Raw genomic sequence first — 15264 nt, 5'->3', positions numbered from 1 at the left:
CTTCAGCACATCGACTACAGCCTCGAAGAACTGGGCCTTCTGGCTCATGAACTGCAGTTGTTGCTCCAGCTCCTTGATGCGCTGCTCAGGCGTCAAGTTTTTAGGATCGGTCACGGCTTGGCTCCTGTCGGCTCGAATCGAGGCCCCCTGACTCCAATCCTGCCGACCATGCTTACGCAACCATACCAAAACAGTGGAGCGGCCCTGGATGCCATAGCGCTCCTGAGCCTGCGTATAGGTCAACTCGCCTTTTTCGATCTGGTCGACCACCGCCAATTTAAAAGTCAGCGAGTAATCACGCTGCGTACGCTTAACACCTTGCTCCATCGAGATCTCCAGATTCTCAGGTAGAAGGTGTAAACCTTATTCAGGACGGGACACGGCCCACAAAAAAGGCCCCATTCATACGAATGGGGCCTTTTTTGTGGCTACTGGCAGCTCCGCAGAGCCGCCACGCAATCAGTTACTGCGGTTTGCGAGTGCCACGCCCAAAGCCTGGACGCTGACCTTCGCCGGCCGGACGGCCACGGCGATTGTCGGCATCGGCTGGCTTGCGCGGTGCGCGCTCGCCTGACTCGGGACGCTCACCACGTGGCTTGCCAGGCTTCTTGCCGACATCACGTGGGCGCTCTGCCACCGGCGTGCCGCGCGACGGCTCGCTACGGCCTTCACCACGTGGCGCGCGAGGCGCACGTACTGGGCGCTCGCCTTGCTCCTCGCGTGCACCACGGCCACTGCTGGACGCAGGTGCAGCGCCGCCAGCAGCCGGGCGCAATGTGCGGCCAGGACGCTCACCACGGCCAAGCGGCTTGGCCGCCTTGCGTTGCAGGCGGTCCAGCTTGTCGCGGGCCTTTTCCTTCATTTCCGGCAGTGCGACCGGCTTGAGGCCGACTTCCTCGCTGAGGATGTCAACTTCACGCTGGCCCATTTCGCGCCAGCGGCCCATCGGCAGGTCGGAGGTCATGAACACCGGGCCGAAGCGCACGCGCTTCAAGCGGCTGACCACCAGCCCCTGGGATTCCCACAGGCGCCGCACTTCACGGTTACGGCCTTCCATCACCACGCAGTGGTACCAATGGTTGAAGCCCTCACCGCCCGGTGCTTCCTTGATGTCGGTAAACTTAGCCGGGCCGTCTTCGAGCATCACGCCGGCCTTCAGGCGTTCGATCATTTCCTCGTCGACCTCACCACGCACGCGCACCGCGTATTCGCGGTCCATTTGGTAGGACGGGTGCATCAAACGGTTGGCCAGTTCACCGTCTGTGGTGAACATCAGCAAGCCGGTGGTATTGATGTCGAGACGGCCGATGTTGATCCAGCGGCCTTCTTTAGGACGTGGCAGGCGATCAAACACGGTTGGGCGCTTTTCCGGGTCGTCACGGGTGCAGATCTCGCCATCGGGCTTGTTGTAGATGAGCACGCGGCGCAGGTTTTCCGTCGCTTCTTCGCGGCGCAGCACGCGGCCATCAATGGCGATAGCATCATGCAGGTCGACGCGCTGGCCCAGGGTGGCATCTTTGCCGTTGACCTTGACGCGGCCAGCACTGATCCAGGATTCGATTTCGCGGCGCGAGGCAAGGCCCATGCGAGCCAGGACTTTCTGCAGTTTCTCGCCAGCGGGGCTGTATTCTTCGGTTTCACTCATCTGGGCACCTCCCGGTGTTCTCTGGTGATGGGACGATCAAGTCGTCGAAGGGGCGCGCATCATACGCGTAACGGGCAGGCAGCGCACCTGGCGCAGAGCATAGCTGGAGAGAGCGATGCGTCCAGCTACCGGTGGTCGGCTCAGCGCTTGCGTCGTGCCTTGGAGCCCAGCACCAGCAGACGCATGTCCGCCTCGGCCATGACCAGGCGCTGCTCACCCTAGTCGAGTTTCTTCCAGGCCTTTATCTCGGCCTTGCTACGGCCACAACCCAGGCAGATGTTGTCGCTGAACTTGCAGACGCTGATACAGGGGTCTTTCATGAGGTCTCTTCACGGCTGGCAGATGGATCATCTGCAGCAGGTGAGACAGCCTCAGTGTCGCCGCGGTTCGGCTCTTCGTCCGCTTGCGCCAGGTCATCGAAATCGGTTTTCAGGCCTTGTTCCATGGCATCCAGTTCCGCCAGCAGCGAGCCGAAGCTGGTTTCCGAGCGGGCATCCGCTTCGCCGGGCTCTTCACCCAACGCAAGGTCGGCGCGCGCCTGCAGGCTCTGCGGTACAGCGGGATCGTCATCGTCGGCAAGGATCGGCTCCGGCTCCAGTTCGCGCAGCGCAGCCAGCGGCGGCAGTTCATCGAGATTCTTCAGGTTGAAGTGATCGAGAAAGCCCTTGGTGGTGGCGAACATCGCGGGGCGCCCGGGCACGTCGCGGTAACCGACGAAGCGAATCCACTCGCGCTCCTGCAGAGTCTTGACGATCTGGCTGTTGACCGCCACGCCGCGAATCTCCTCGATCTCGCCACGGGTAATCGGCTGCCGGTAGGCGATCAGCGCCAGGGTTTCGAGCATCGCGCGTGAGTAGCGCTGCGGGCGCTCCTCCCACAACCGGCCGACCCAGGTGGAGAGGTTTTCGCGGATCTGCAGGCGGTAACCGGAGGCCACCTCCTTGAGCTCGAACGCGCGCCCCTTACAGCTGCCACCGAGAATCGCCAGCGCCTTGCGAAACACATCGGGCTCCGGCCGCTCGGTCTCCTCGAACAACTCCATGATCCGCTCGAACGACAGCGGTTTGCCAGACGCGAGCAGAAGGCCCTCGAGCAAAGTTGCGAGTTGTTTGGGATCGGACAGATTCATGGTCAGGACATACCGCGAGAGGGCTGCAAAAGCGCGAGTCTAGCAGTTCATTCAAACTCGCTCTCGTCGTCTTCAACGCCCGCCACGCGCAGGCGCACATGCACGGCGGCAAAGGCTTCGTTCTGCACCAGTTGCACAAGGGATTCCTTGACCAGCTCGAGAATCGCCATGAAGGTCACCACAACACCGAGGCGGCCCTCTTCGGCGGTGAACAGCTCGACGAAGGGCACGAATTCACCGCCTTTGAGGCGTTCCAGCACTTCGCTCATGCGCTCGCGGGTGGACAGCGCCTCGCGGCTGACCTGGTGGCTCTCGAACATGTCGGCGCGGCGCAATACCTCGGCCATGGACACCAGCAGTTCCTGCAGACTGACCTCGGGCAACAACTTGCGCGCGCGTGCTTGGGGGGCTTCGACGCGCGGCACGGTAAGATCACGACCGACCCTGGGCAAGGTGTCGATGCCTTCCGCTGCGGCCTTGAAACGCTCGTACTCCAGCAAGCGGCGGATCAATTCGGCACGCGGATCGTCTTCCTCCTCTTGCGCCTCGGAGGAACGTGGCAGAAGCATGCGCGACTTGATCTCGGCGAGCATGGCGGCCATCACTAGGTACTCGGCGGCCAGCTCCAGGCGCACGCTGTGCATCAGCTCGACATAGCCCATGTATTGGCGGGTGATTTCCGCCACAGGAATGTCCAGCACATCGATGTTCTGTTTGCGAATCAGGTAGAGCAACAGGTCCAGCGGGCCTTCGAAGGCTTCGAGAAAAACCTCCAGGGCATCCGGGGGGATGTACAAATCCACCGGCAGTTCGGTTACCGCCTGGCCGTAAACCAAGGCGAACGGCAGCTCCTGCTGGGCACCGGCCTGGCTGTCGACGGAAGCGGCCGTGTCAGTCGTCAACTCAGCGCTGCTCGGCAAACGGAGACGGGTCGCCACAACCGACGCGGATCACCTCGGGCTCGTCATCGAGCAGGCTGATCACCGTGGACGCTTCCAACCCGCCGAAACCACCATCGATGATCAAATCCACCTGGTGTTCGAGGATCTGGCGCATTTCGTAGGGATCGCTCATCGGCAGATCCTCGCCCGGCAGGATCAGACTGACGCTCATCATCGTCTCGCCCAGCTCCTCCAGCAGCGCCGAAGCGATCGGATGATTGGGCACGCGCAAACCGATGGTGCGACGCTTGGGGTGCAGCAGCATGCGCGGCACTTCTCGCGTAGCGTTGAGGATGAAGGTGTACGGGCCGGGCGTGTGGTTCTTCAGCAGCCGAAAAGCTGCGGTGTCGACTTTGGCGAAGGTACTCAGCTGCGACAGGTCGCGGCACACCAAGGTGAAGTTGTGCTTGTCATCAAGCTGGCGCAGGCGACGGATGCGCTCCAGCGCACTCTTGGCGCCCATCACGCAACCGACGGCGTAGGAGGAGTCTGTGGGATAGACCACGACACCGCCGTTGCGGATGATTTCCACCGCCTGTTTGATCAGGCGGGCCTGGGGACTCTCCGGGTGAATCTGAAAAAACTGGCTCATGGTCAGAGGCTCTCAAACGGCATCGGCAGACGGGGCGCAGGCGAACCGCGTCCAGATGGGTGACAGATCATCAGGCAACGGCCGGTGCATGCCCAGTTCCGACCAATCGCCAGGCGCGTGAAAATCGCTACCGACACTGGCCAGCAGACCGAATTCACGTGCCAGGATCGCCAGGCCACCGACCTGCTCCGCAGGCTGCATGCCATTGACGACTTCCAAGGCATGACCACCCGCTGCAGCGAACGCCGTGACGAGTTTGCGCCGCTTGCTGCGGGTGAAATCGTACTGCCAAGGATGGGCCAGGCTGATCCATGCGTTGGACTGGCGCAGGGTCTCAAGCGTTTCATCTAACGTCGGCCAGTGCTGCTTGACGTCGCCCAGCTTGCCGGAGCCCAGCCATTTGCGGAACGCATCGGCGCGATCCTTGACGTAGCCGCCACGCACCAGAAACTCGGCGAAATGGGGCCGCGCCGGGGCATTGCCGCTTTCGCCCTGAGCCAGCTGAATGGCGCGCGCGCCTTCGAGCGCCCCCTCCATGCCCTTGAGTGCCAGGCGCAGTGAAATCTCCTCGGCGCGCAGCCAGCGGCCCTGGTGAAGGTCGGCAATCGCCTGAAGCAGCGCTGGCGCATCACGGTCAAAGGCGTAACCGAGCACATGGATGGTCGCACCGCCCCACGTGCAGGACAGCTCGATGCCATTAACCAGCCGCACGCCCAGGCTCTCAGCCGCCGCGCTGGCTTCGTCGAGTCCTTCGAGGGTGTCGTGATCGGTCAGCGCCAGCATCTGCACGCCTCGCCCATGGGCACGCGCGACTACCTCGGCAGGCGGCAAGGCGCCGTCCGAGGCGGTGCTGTGACAGTGAAGATCAACCTGCATAAGGGGCGCTTTCCCGACAATTCATGTTTGTTATTATGCCCCGGCTGGCGGATTCTTGCTGGCACGCACTGCTTTCTCTCCCAATGTTTGCGAACCCAAGGATCGACATGCTCTACGCTATCATCGCCACCGATGTGGAAAACTCCCTGGAACGTCGTCTTTCTGTCCGCCCGGCCCACCTGGAGCGCCTGGAAAAACTGAAAACTGAAGGGCGACTGATTCTCGCCGGCCCCAACCCGGCCATCGACAGCAACGATCCAGGCCCTGCCGGCTTCAGCGGCAGCCTGATCGTCGCTGAATTCGAGTCACTGGAAGCCGCGAAGGCCTGGGCCAATGCCGATCCGTTCCGCGATGCTGGCGTGTATGCCGAGATCGTGGTCAAACCGTTCAAACACGTACTGCCTTGATCGGGAATCGTCACCACCTACCATGAGCAATCTGCTGCTGATCGACGACGACGTCGAACTCTGTGACCTGCTGGCCAGTTGGCTGACCCAGGAAGGCTTCCAGGTCACCGCCTGCCACGACGGGCAGAGCGCTCGCCAGGCGTTGGCACAAGCGGCCCCTGACGCCGTGGTACTGGATGTGATGCTGCCAGATGGCAGCGGTCTCGAGGTGCTCAAGCAGCTGCGCAGCGAGCACCCCGAATTGCCGGTACTGATGCTGTCGGCTCGCGGCGAGCCGCTGGACCGGATTCTCGGCCTGGAGCTGGGCGCGGACGATTACCTCGCCAAACCCTGTGATCCCCGTGAGCTGACCGCCCGCCTGCGCGCCGTGCTACGCCGCAGCTTGCCGCCGGCAACTTCGAGCCAGCTGGAGCTGGGTGACCTGCGTTTCAGCCCGGCGCGCGGCGTGGCGGCACTTGGCGCAGACGGCCAGGAGATCGTTCTGACGCTTTCCGAAAGTCGCGTCCTAGAAGCCCTGCTCAAGCAACCCGGCGAGCCGGTGGACAAACAGGTGCTCGCGCAACTGGCCCTGGGCCGCAAGCTCACCCTGTACGACCGCAGCCTGGACATGCACGTCAGCAACCTGCGCAAGAAAATCGGCCCCCATGCGGACGGCCGCCAGCGCATCATTGCCCTGCGCAGCCGCGGCTATTACTACGCTATCTGAGCGCCTATCCAACGTCTCGCAAGCTAGAGCCAGGCAAGGCGAAGAAGCGCAGTTTGCTAGCGGTAAATGAGCATTCGGGGTCCGACTTCAACGCAGCAGGGCCGACGCGCCGCAGACTGTTGAGCGCTTTACACAGCGCCGCATCTCTTTACCCTGCCTTTACCTTGGCTGACCGCGCCTTACCTTGGAATCCCTAATCTGGGCACATCCGGCAACTGGCCGGTTTCGAGACAAGGAGATACACCATGCGCAAGACCATGACCGCCCTGCTCCTCGCCATGACCCTGCCGACACTGGCAATGGCAGCCCCCGGCGGTGACCATCGTCCAGGCGGTGATCACGGCCCGCGCTTCTTTCAGCAGCTGGACCTGAGCAAGGATCAGCAACGCCAGGTGCACAAGCTGATGGGCGAGCAGCGCAAGAACGATCGCGAACTCACCCAACGCTACCTGGATAAACTGCCGGCAGCCGACAAGCAGGCACTGGAAACCGAGCGCAAGGCATCGCGTGAGAAACAACAGACCGCCATCCGCGCCCTGCTGACACCCGAGCAGCAGAAGACCTTCGATGAGCAGGCTGCCAAAATGAAAGAACGCAAAGCCGACCGCCAGGCCTTCGAAGCCTGGAAAGCCGAGCACAAGAAAGCCGGCTGATTACACAGCCTGCCGCCTGAACAGCAGGCGGCCCCCATCAAGGCCTGCGCTACTCACGTGGCGCAGGCTTCTGCCGTTCAAGGAGTTTGTGTGCGTTCATTGTTCTGGCGAATATTTGGCAGCTTCTGGCTGGCCATCGCCCTGGTGGCAGGCTTGTCGATGCTGCTCGGGCGTGCCCTGAATCAGGACGCCTGGATTCTCAACCAGCACCCCGGCCTGGAAAACCTGCCGGCGAAATGGGTACAGGCGTACGAGACGGACGGCGCGCGGGCAGCACAGGATGTGCTGGAACAACGCAAACGGCGCTTTCGTATCGACACCCAAGTACTGACCGAAGCTGGCCAACCGGTGATTCGTGGCACTTTCCCACCACGCGCCGCCGCTTTCGAGGAACGCAATGAGGGCGAACGACGCTTGCCCTGGCGACGCCTTACTACCGACTACACCAGCCCAACAAGCGGCGAAACCTATCTGTTCATCTACCGCATTCCGCACCCGGAACTGGATGCCTGGCACCGCGGTAGCCTGCTCTGGCCACTGAGTGCACTGGGCATTGCACTTGTAGTGTTGACGCTGTTCAGCCTGCTGCTCACGCTTTCCATCACCCGCCCTCTGGATCGTTTACGTGGCGCAGTGCACGACCTCGGGCAAACGACCTATCAGCAAAACAGCCTGGCGCGCCTGGCTAGCCGTCGTGATGAACTTGGCGTACTGGCCAACGACTTCAACCGCATGGGTGCGCGCCTGCAAGACCTTATCGGCAGCCAGCGCCAACTTCTACGCGACGTGTCCCATGAATTGCGCTCGCCCCTTGCCCGCTTGCGCATTGCCTTGGCGCTGGCAGAACGCGCCGAGCCTGCAGAACGGGAAAAGCTCTGGCCACGCCTGATTCGCGAATGCGACCGTTTGGAAGACCTGATCAGCGAAATCCTCACCCTCGCCCGCCTCGATGCCGAGCCTGGCTCGGCGCAGCCCATCGACCTGGCGCAACTGGCCGGCAAACTGCGCGAGGACGTGAAGCTCAGCCATCCCGAGCAGCAACTCGACATCACCCTGCAACCCGGCATGCACCTGCAGGGCTGGCCGGATATGCTCGAGCGGGCGCTGGACAACCTGCTGCGCAACGCGCTGCGTTTCACCCCCGCAGGGCAGCCCATAGAGCTGAATGTCGTGCGCCGTAGCGATGAGGTGTATCTGGAAGTCCGCGACCGCGGCCCCGGCGTTGCCGAGCAGCACCTTGCGCAACTGGGCGAGCCGTTCTTCCGCGCGCCGGGTCAGAGCGCCGCCGGTCACGGCCTCGGCCTGGCCATCGCCCGGCGCGCCGCAGAGCGCCATGGTGGCCGGCTGCAACTGGACAATCTCGCGGACGGCGGTTTCAGCGCCAAGCTCATCCTGCCTCACGACGCGGCGCACCCGGCTTGATCGCCACTGCCTGAGCCGGGGCAGCGCAGCGGCCATGCACCGGACGCTGCATTACACGTTTCCGCGTGCGCTAGCGGCCGCTGGGCGTTGCGAAGGCGCCCTCATCGTCCGCATTGCCTCAAAGGCGTTGCAGCGCTGGACTCGTCAGGCAAGCATCAGGCGATGCCTGCATCCACCGAAACGCGGGCTGACAGTGAGCAAGCAGCTAGTTCTTGTGGGGCCAACTGCTGACGAACGCGCCGATATCCGCTTGCGGCGCGACACGCAGTTCACGCTGCGGGGTGCCCAGGTAGAGATAGCCAATCACCTGCTCGTTGTCCGCCAGACCGAGACCGGCATCCACGATCGGATCATGGGACAACTCACCGGTGCGCCACACGCCGCCAATGCCTTGAGCATAAGCGGCAAGCAGGATCGCGTGAGCCGCGCAGCCAGCTGCCAGAACCTGCTCCTGCGCCGGCACCTTCGGGTGCTCCTGTGCGCAGGCGATCACCACCACCAATAGCGGTGCGCGCAGCGGCATGTTGCGCGCCTTGGTCAACGCCTCTTCGTCCGCCTCGGAATACTTGCCTGCTATCGCCTCGGCGAACAAGTCGCCCAACGCATGACGGCCGTCACCTTCGATGGTGAGGAAACGCCACGGGCGCAGCTGGCCATGATCCGGTGCACGCAGCGCAGCACGAAACAACTGTTCGCGCTGCTCGGCAGTGGGTGCGGGCTCGATCAAGCGAGGAGCGGAAACACGGTTGATCAGCGCATCGAGAGCATCCATCGGCTCACCTCCAGACAAAGAACCGCGATTCTACCAGCCAAGCGACAGAAGCAGCGCAGCGCGCCTGACATCCGCTGGCTGCCAGCGCCTACCGAGCCTTACCGCACATCCGTCCGTAGCCTGGCGTTGAGCGTAGCGATCTCCTGGAGGATTCCCCCGGTGTCGCTGCGTTCGACCCAGGCTACAAAAAAGCAGAGGCCGTGTTGCTCGCACCGCGCTTAGGCCGCTAGGCAACGCGATCAGGCGACAGTTCCGGCTCCATTGTTGGCAACAAAGGGGGTAAGCCATGAGCGTGGCGGGCGGCATCGCATTGAGGTTGGTGCTCCCCGTTTACCCATGACGCCTCGAACTCACGGCAGGTACTGGAGCGCTGCTCATACAACGTACAGCGCGTACCCTGACCAACATCGCCAAGCAAGGCCGTGCAGCGCGAGGGCTTGGCCTCGGTGCCGCGCATGGCGACACGATGTGGCGTAATCAGAATCACCTGATCATCCGGCACGCTGCCGCCTGCCGACTGGCACTCGCCCCAGAAAAAGGACACACGAAAATGCGCGCAGCAGGCGCCGCACGTAAGACAAGGATTATGGCTGGACATGATTTCACTCAGAAACCGGCAAGCAAGGGCCGGCACCTGAGGGCATATATTATTCACCGCGCTGACGTTGTAAAGCGGGCCGGGCACCTTTTAACGCGCCGCATCGCAGCCGGCATGGTTCAGGTTTACAGCATCCATGGCGAAGGTAGAATGGCGCCACTTTTTCGCGGAAAAAACCGATGGACTGGCCGACCCTTAGATTCATTGCCTTCGTCAACGGCATTTTCCTGATCACCCTCTCCATCGCCATGACCGTTCCGATGTTCACGCTAGTGGCCTTCGATCGCTCAGCGGAACTGTCACCCTTTCTCTGGGCAAGCCTGACCACGTTCCTTATCGGTCTGTCGATGATCTCCCGCGGCCGCCCGAAGGAAACTCACCTGCGCCCGCGAGACATGTACCTGTTGACGGTTTCCAGCTGGCTGATGGTCTGCATGTTCTCGGCACTGCCGTTCATGTTCACCCAGCACATGAGCTACACCGACTCGTTTTTCGAGAGCATGTCAGGCATCACCACCACGGGCGCCACCGTACTGACCGGTCTGGACAACATGTCTCCCGGCGTCCTGATCTGGCGCTCGCTACTGCACTGGCTTGGCGGCATCGGCTTCATCGCCATGGCCGTGGCAATTCTGCCTATGCTGCGCATCGGCGGCATGCGCCTGTTCCAGACCGAGTCCTCGGATCGCTCGGACAAGGTCATGCCGCGTTCGCACATGGTCGCCAAGTACATGGTGGTGGCTTACCTGGGCATCAGCCTGCTCGGCTGCCTGGGCTTCTGGCTGGCTGGCATGAGCCTGTTCGATGCCATCAACCATGCGATGTCGTCGATCTCGACCGGCGGTTTCTCCACCTCTGATCTATCCATGGGCAAGTGGAAACAGCCCGCCGTGCACTGGGTCGCCGTGGTGTTGATGATCCTCGGCAGCCTGCCCTTCGTGCTCTACGTCTCGACCCTGCGCGGCAATTATGGCGCTGTGTTGCGAGACCACCAGGTGCGCGGCTTTCTGGCAATTCTGATTGGCACCTGGCTGGCTCTGGGTACCTGGTACTGGCTGACTACCGACCTGCACTGGCTCGATGCACTGCGCCATGTTGCCCTCAACAGCACGTCGATCATGACCACCACCGGCTTCGCACTCGGCGACTACTCGCTGTGGGGCGGTTTCGCCGGCATGCTGTTCTTCTACCTGGGCTTCATCGGTGGCTGCTCCGGCTCAACCACCGGCGGGCTGAAGATCTTCCGTTTTCAAGTCGCTTATATCCTGCTCAAGGCCAACCTGATGCAGCTGGTGCACCCACGGGCGGTGATCAAGCAGCACTACAACGGCCACCGCCTCGATGAAGACATCGTGCGTTCGATTCTTACCTTCTCATTCTTTTTTACCATCACCATCGCGGTGCTGGCACTGGGGCTTACGCTGTGTGGCCTGGACTGGATAACGGCATTGAGCGGCGCTGCCAGCACGGTTGCTGGCGTCGGCCCCGGCATGGGTCCGATCATCGGTCCGGCCGGTACGTACGGCAGCCTGCCGGATGTAGCCAAATGGCTGCTGACATTCGGCATGCTGCTGGGTCGCCTGGAAATCCTCACGGTGCTGGTGCTGCTGATGCCGGCTTTCTGGCGGCATTGACGGCGGCGGCTCCAAGCGGCTTGCAGAGAGAGACGACCGGACGCCACGCGTACTCGAAAGCGACTTAGACTGCCTGACATAACAACAACAGGAAGCGTGTCGATGAGCACTCAGCCGCAGCGTTTCAAAAGCTTTGCCGAGTTCTACCCCTACTACCTGCAAGAACACAGCAACCCGACCTGCAGGCGCCTGCACTATGCCGGCAGCCTGCTGATACTGGTCGTGGTCGGTTATGTGCTGGTCAGCCAGCAATGGCTCTGGCTGCTAGCGTTGCCGGTTATTGGCTACGGATTCGCCTGGGTGGGCCATTTCATATTCGAGCGCAACCGGCCGGCCACCTTTCAATATCCGCTGTATTCACTCATGGGTGATTGGGTGATATTCAAAGACGTCCTGACCGGACGAGTTCGTTTTTAAAACAGCAGCGGGAGGACACCTCCCTGGCTTTGCCGGTTCTGGTTTCAGCGTATATGATCGCGATTTGCGCTGACTCCTGTTCCCACGTCATTTTCCACTGGCGTTCAGTGATGCAGTCGGACTCTCGGCAGGAAACCTTCACCCAAGCATGAATGGAACTCGATCACCGCATCCGACCTCGCTGCCAAAGGCGCCGGTCCGTGAATACTATTCGCGGGTAGTGGCCTATCTTATGCTGGCGGCCAGCGTTGCAGCTGGCAACTACGCCAATGTGTTCAGTCACACCCTGCTCTGGCTGGTGCCGTATGCGCTGCTCTATCCGCACCTTGCGTATTGGGTAAGCGAACGCTTCCGGCTGGATCGCCCGCATTACACGTTGCTGTCGTTGCTATTTCTTGATGCCTTGCACTGCGGGGCCGCGGCGGCGCTGCTGGGGTTTTCGGTCGTACCGAGCATGATGGGTCTGCTCGCCCTGACCTTCAGCGCCTTGATCATCGGCGGCCTGCGCAACCTGTGCCTCGCGCTGCTGGTGGCCTTCAGCGCTACGCTGCTGACAGCATCGCTGATCGAGGTGCAGGTGGTACCGGAAACGCCAGCCCTGGTCGACCTGGTCAGCATCCTGTTCGCCACGCTGTATATCTGCATAAACGCCTATTACCTGCATCAACAAAGCATCCGCCTGAGCCAGATACGTATCGAGATAAAAGGCGAGCAGGAAAAAGCCGCACGGCTGGCGCGCAACCTGGCCAAGTACTTGTCGCCCCAGGTATGGGAGTCGATCTTCAGTGGCAAGAAGCACGTGCGCCTGGAAACCCAGCGCAAGAAGCTCACGGTATTTTTCTCGGATATCCGCGGCTTCACTGAGCTTTCGGAGGAGCTAGAGGCCGAAGCGCTGACCGACCTGCTCAACACCTATCTGAACGAGATGTCGAAGATCTGCATGAAGTTCGGCGGCACCATCGACAAATTCATTGGCGATAGCGTCATGGTGTTCTTCGGTGACCCGAGCAGCCAAGGTGCCAAGAAAGACGCCATGGCGGCGGTGTCGATGGCGATCGCCATGCGCAAGCACATGAAAGTGCTGCGCCAGCATTGGCGGGCCCAGGGCATCACCAAGCCGCTGGAAATTCGCATGGGTCTCAACACTGGCTATTGCACGGTCGGCAACTTCGGTGCCGATACACGCATGGATTACACCATCATCGGCCGCGACGTAAACCTGGCCAGCCGCCTGGAAAGCGCCGCAGAAGCGGGCGAAATTCTGATTTCCCACGAGACCTACTCGCTGGTCAAGGACGTGATCATGTGTCGCGACAAGGGCCAGATCAACGTCAAGGGCTTTACCCGCCCGGTGCAGATCTATCAGGTGGTGGATTTCCGTCGCGACTTGGGAGCCAGCTCCACGTTCCTCGAACACGAACTGCCTGGCTTCTCCATGTATCTGGATACCAACGGCATCCAGAACTTTGACCAGGAGCGAGTTATCCAGGCCCTGGAACAGGCTGCCGAGAAGCTGCGCGACAAAATCATCATGTGATCAGGATGTGTGCCTCCCGGGGGCTGCTCGCGGTCAAAAACCGCGCGCAGCCTGGGCGGGCAGATCGATTCCTGGTGATTCACCGTTGAGCAGCGGCTGACAGGCGAGAAATTCGACAGCCGATGCGCGCCAGGATTGCCGCCCCGCCCTTTCAGCACAGCGTGCGCGATCCAGCTCCAGCGCAGCCAGACACGCCTGAGCCAAGTCATCGCCAACCACGCCCGTGATACCTGGCACTATTACATCCAGCGGGCCAGGTACCGCAAATGCTGCTACCGGCGTTCCGCAGGCTTGGGCTTCAAGCATCACCAAGCCGTAGGTATCGGTCAGCGAGGGGAATACCAGCACGCTGGCACGACGATAGAAGTCGGCAAGCTCCTCGCCATGGCGGTAGCCAAAGAACTTCACCTGAGCATGTGCCTGCTGCAATGCATGACGCTGCGGCCCGTCACCTACCATCCATTTCTCGCCCGGAAAATCCAGCGCGAGAAATGCCTGCAGGTTTTTCTCCGCTGCGATGCGCCCAACGTACAGAAACACTGCTTTCACCGGTGCGGTTGTTTGAGCTCTAGGGGCGAACACATGGGTATCGACGCCCTTGCGCCAAGGCATCAGGCACTGCAGCCCATGCGACGCAAGCTCTTCGCGCATCCGCTCAGTACTCACCAGTACCGCCTGGCTAGGACGATGGAAGCGCCGCAGGTAGGCATAACCGAGGCCAAGCGGGAGCCAGTGGCAACGGGCCGTCAGGTATTCGGGGAACCGCGTGTGCACGGCGCTGGAGAACGCCAGCCCTCGCCGCAGCAACCAGCGCCGCGCTGCCCACCCCAGCGGCCCTTCGGTGGCGAGATGCACGGCATCAGGCGAAAACTCCTTGATCGCAGCACCGACGCGCCACAGGTTCCAAGCCAGCGGAATTTCCGGATAACTCGGACAAGGCACGCAACGGAATGCTTCCGGCGACAGCACCTTGACCTGATGCCCAAGCCCACGCAGTTCGCCGACCAACGCCTGCAGGCAAGTCACCACGCCATTCACCTGGGGCGCCCAGGCGTCGGTGACGATCAGCAGCTTCATGCCGCCGGCTCGATAACCGCTATCTTGTCAGCCTCTAGCTGGGCCAGGCGCTCCTGCTCCTCGGCCAGCCGGTACAGCTCGATCCGACCGTCCGGATGCTCGATCAACGCAGTACAGGACTCCACCCAATCGCCGCAATTGAGGTACTCGACATCGCCGAGCTTGCGGATTTCGGCATGGTGAATATGCCCGCACACCACGCCATTGAAGCCGCGGCGCGCGCATTCGTGGGTGATGGCTTCCTCGAAGTCGCTGATGAAATTCACCGCGCTTTTGACCTTGTGCTTGAGGTAGGCGGACAGCGACCAATAGCCGTAACCGTAACGGCGACGCCAGTGATTGAGCCAGCGGTTAAGCACAAGGGTGAAGGTGTAGGCCGAGTCACCGAGAAACGCCAGCCAGCGGTGATAACGGGTGATCACGTCGAACTGGTCACCATGGATGACCAGCAGACGTCGGCCATCGGCGGTTACGTGCTCGGCTTCGTCGACCAGCTGAATGTTGCCCAGCAGCAGCTTCGAGTAGCGGCGCAGAAACTCGTCATGGTTGCCGGTCACGTAGATGACTTCGGTACCGCGCTTGCTCATGGTCAGCAGACGGCGGATCACATTGGTGTGAGCCTGCGGCCAGTAGATGCCGCCACGCAGCTTCCAGCCATCGATGATGTCGCCCACCAGGTAGATGCGCTCAGCCTGGTACCGCTTGAGGAAAGCCGCCAGGTGCTCTGCCTGACTATCACGTGTGCCCAAGTGCACATCGGAAATCCACAGTGTGCGGACACGTTGCTTGCGGCTCGGCGTTACCAGTTGTGCAATGCTCATCGGGCGTTCTCCGGCAGATTTCGGCCGAGCTTGCGCG

The 15264-nt window shown here is 61.7% G+C and carries 16 protein-coding genes and 2 pseudogenes; 7 read left to right on the top strand and 11 right to left on the bottom strand.

Translation table 11 applies throughout. From position 1 onward, the window contains the following. The 7 genes and pseudogenes from BLS60_RS20980 to BLS60_RS20950 form a co-directional block, all read right to left on the bottom strand. Positions 1-327 (bottom strand): annotated as a pseudogene (locus tag BLS60_RS20980) (IS3 family transposase); the annotation flags it as partial. Positions 328-463: 136 nt separating this feature from the next. Continuing rightward, positions 464-1645, bottom strand: coding sequence for a 23S rRNA pseudouridine(2605) synthase RluB (gene rluB, locus BLS60_RS20975; protein ID WP_092372007.1), 1182 nt, complete (start codon positions 1643-1645; stop codon positions 464-466). Between the two features lie 140 nt (positions 1646-1785). After that, positions 1786-1965 (bottom strand): annotated as a pseudogene (locus tag BLS60_RS20970) (DUF1289 domain-containing protein). Continuing rightward, the gene (scpB, locus tag BLS60_RS20965; protein ID WP_092372005.1) at positions 1962-2774 is read right to left on the bottom strand and encodes an SMC-Scp complex subunit ScpB; all 813 of its coding nucleotides are present in this window, start codon (positions 2772-2774) and stop codon (positions 1962-1964) included. Before scpB ends, BLS60_RS20970 begins: the two are co-directional and overlap by 4 nt. A gap of 47 nt (positions 2775-2821) precedes the next feature. Beyond that, positions 2822-3676, bottom strand: a complete 855-nt coding sequence (locus BLS60_RS20960) for a segregation and condensation protein A (protein ID WP_092372003.1) — start codon at positions 3674-3676, stop codon at positions 2822-2824. 1 nt (position 3677) lies between these two features. Beyond that, positions 3678-4307 (bottom strand): L-threonylcarbamoyladenylate synthase, encoded by a 630-nt coding sequence (locus BLS60_RS20955; RefSeq protein WP_092372001.1) that lies wholly within the window; start codon positions 4305-4307, stop codon positions 3678-3680. A gap of 12 nt (positions 4308-4319) precedes the next feature. After that, positions 4320-5183, bottom strand: a complete 864-nt coding sequence (locus BLS60_RS20950; protein WP_092371999.1) for a PHP domain-containing protein — start codon at positions 5181-5183, stop codon at positions 4320-4322. A gap of 107 nt (positions 5184-5290) precedes the next feature. Between BLS60_RS20950 and BLS60_RS20945 the strand changes: the two genes are divergently transcribed. From BLS60_RS20945 to BLS60_RS20930, 4 genes are all read left to right on the top strand, one after another. Continuing rightward, the gene (locus BLS60_RS20945) at positions 5291-5590 is read left to right on the top strand and encodes a YciI family protein (RefSeq protein ID WP_070882994.1); all 300 of its coding nucleotides are present in this window, start codon (positions 5291-5293) and stop codon (positions 5588-5590) included. 22 nt (positions 5591-5612) lie between these two features. After that, complete coding sequence (locus BLS60_RS20940) at positions 5613-6296, top strand: response regulator transcription factor (RefSeq protein WP_092371997.1); 684 nt, start codon at positions 5613-5615, stop codon at positions 6294-6296. Positions 6297-6541: 245 nt separating this feature from the next. Continuing rightward, the gene (locus BLS60_RS20935) at positions 6542-6949 is read left to right on the top strand and encodes a Spy/CpxP family protein refolding chaperone (protein WP_092371995.1); all 408 of its coding nucleotides are present in this window, start codon (positions 6542-6544) and stop codon (positions 6947-6949) included. Positions 6950-7039: 90 nt separating this feature from the next. Further along, positions 7040-8371: a sensor histidine kinase gene (locus BLS60_RS20930; protein WP_092371993.1), complete on the top strand. Its 1332-nt coding sequence runs from the start codon at positions 7040-7042 to the stop codon at positions 8369-8371. A 205-nt stretch (positions 8372-8576) separates the two neighbouring features. On the opposite strand, the gene BLS60_RS20925 is transcribed toward BLS60_RS20930, so the two are convergent. Both BLS60_RS20925 and BLS60_RS20920 read right to left on the bottom strand, forming a co-directional pair. Then, a complete protein-coding gene (locus BLS60_RS20925; RefSeq protein WP_092371991.1) occupies positions 8577-9143 on the bottom strand; it encodes an NAD(P)H nitroreductase in 567 nt (188 codons plus the stop codon). A gap of 226 nt (positions 9144-9369) precedes the next feature. After that, a complete protein-coding gene (locus BLS60_RS20920; protein ID WP_083328726.1) occupies positions 9370-9741 on the bottom strand; it encodes a YkgJ family cysteine cluster protein in 372 nt (123 codons plus the stop codon). 179 nt (positions 9742-9920) lie between these two features. On the opposite strand from BLS60_RS20920, the gene BLS60_RS20915 reads away from it, so the two are divergent. From BLS60_RS20915 to BLS60_RS20905, 3 genes are all read left to right on the top strand, one after another. Beyond that, the gene (locus BLS60_RS20915) at positions 9921-11375 is read left to right on the top strand and encodes a TrkH family potassium uptake protein (protein ID WP_092371989.1); all 1455 of its coding nucleotides are present in this window, start codon (positions 9921-9923) and stop codon (positions 11373-11375) included. A gap of 102 nt (positions 11376-11477) precedes the next feature. Then, a complete protein-coding gene (locus BLS60_RS20910; protein ID WP_092371986.1) occupies positions 11478-11792 on the top strand; it encodes an Mpo1-like protein in 315 nt (104 codons plus the stop codon). Between the two features lie 148 nt (positions 11793-11940). Next, entirely contained in the window at positions 11941-13329 is a 1389-nt protein-coding gene (locus BLS60_RS20905) for an adenylate/guanylate cyclase domain-containing protein (RefSeq protein ID WP_092371984.1), read from the top strand. Positions 13330-13362: 33 nt separating this feature from the next. Here the strand turns inward: BLS60_RS20905 and BLS60_RS20900 are convergent, their stop codons facing one another. Next, on the bottom strand, positions 13363-14406 hold the full coding sequence (locus tag BLS60_RS20900) for a glycosyltransferase family 4 protein (RefSeq protein ID WP_092371983.1): 1044 nt from the start codon (positions 14404-14406) through the stop codon (positions 13363-13365). Then, positions 14403-15227 carry a UDP-2,3-diacylglucosamine diphosphatase gene (locus BLS60_RS20895; RefSeq protein ID WP_092371981.1) on the bottom strand — a complete coding sequence of 275 codons (825 nt, stop codon included), beginning with the start codon at positions 15225-15227 and terminating at the stop codon, positions 14403-14405. The genes BLS60_RS20900 and BLS60_RS20895 overlap by 4 nt, the downstream gene beginning before the upstream one ends. Between the last annotated feature and the right edge of the window lie 37 nt (positions 15228-15264).

This window comes from Phytopseudomonas seleniipraecipitans (genome assembly GCF_900102335.1).
In the GTDB taxonomy this organism is placed as follows: Bacteria; Pseudomonadota; Gammaproteobacteria; order Pseudomonadales; family Pseudomonadaceae; genus Aquipseudomonas; species Aquipseudomonas seleniipraecipitans.
Note: the sequence above shows the minus strand (reverse complement) of the source record. Positions and strands in the feature narration are given on the sequence as shown.

Bases quoted from the DNA above. Each gene is read 5' to 3' on its own strand.
- BLS60_RS20915 (WP_092371989.1), top strand. From the start codon at position 9,921: ATGGACTGGCCGACCCTTAGATTCATTGCCTTCGTCAACGGCATTTTC.
- BLS60_RS20910 (WP_092371986.1), top strand. From the start codon at position 11,478: ATGAGCACTCAGCCGCAGCGTTTCAAAAGCTTTGCCGAGTTCTACCCC.
- BLS60_RS20935 (WP_092371995.1), top strand. From the start codon at position 6,542: ATGCGCAAGACCATGACCGCCCTGCTCCTCGCCATGACCCTGCCGACA.
- rluB (WP_092372007.1), bottom strand. From the start codon at position 1,645: ATGAGTGAAACCGAAGAATACAGCCCCGCTGGCGAGAAACTGCAGAAA.
- BLS60_RS20900 (WP_092371983.1), bottom strand. From the start codon at position 14,406: ATGAAGCTGCTGATCGTCACCGACGCCTGGGCGCCCCAGGTGAATGGC.
- BLS60_RS20920 (WP_083328726.1), bottom strand. From the start codon at position 9,741: ATGTCCAGCCATAATCCTTGTCTTACGTGCGGCGCCTGCTGCGCGCAT.
- BLS60_RS20895 (WP_092371981.1), bottom strand. From the start codon at position 15,227: ATGAGCATTGCACAACTGGTAACGCCGAGCCGCAAGCAACGTGTCCGC.
- BLS60_RS20955 (WP_092372001.1), bottom strand. From the start codon at position 4,307: ATGAGCCAGTTTTTTCAGATTCACCCGGAGAGTCCCCAGGCCCGCCTG.
- BLS60_RS20950 (WP_092371999.1), bottom strand. From the start codon at position 5,183: ATGCAGGTTGATCTTCACTGTCACAGCACCGCCTCGGACGGCGCCTTG.
- BLS60_RS20940 (WP_092371997.1), top strand. From the start codon at position 5,613: ATGAGCAATCTGCTGCTGATCGACGACGACGTCGAACTCTGTGACCTG.
- BLS60_RS20905 (WP_092371984.1), top strand. From the start codon at position 11,941: ATGAATGGAACTCGATCACCGCATCCGACCTCGCTGCCAAAGGCGCCG.
- BLS60_RS20925 (WP_092371991.1), bottom strand. From the start codon at position 9,143: ATGGATGCTCTCGATGCGCTGATCAACCGTGTTTCCGCTCCTCGCTTG.
- BLS60_RS20945 (WP_070882994.1), top strand. From the start codon at position 5,291: ATGCTCTACGCTATCATCGCCACCGATGTGGAAAACTCCCTGGAACGT.
- scpB (WP_092372005.1), bottom strand. From the start codon at position 2,774: ATGAATCTGTCCGATCCCAAACAACTCGCAACTTTGCTCGAGGGCCTT.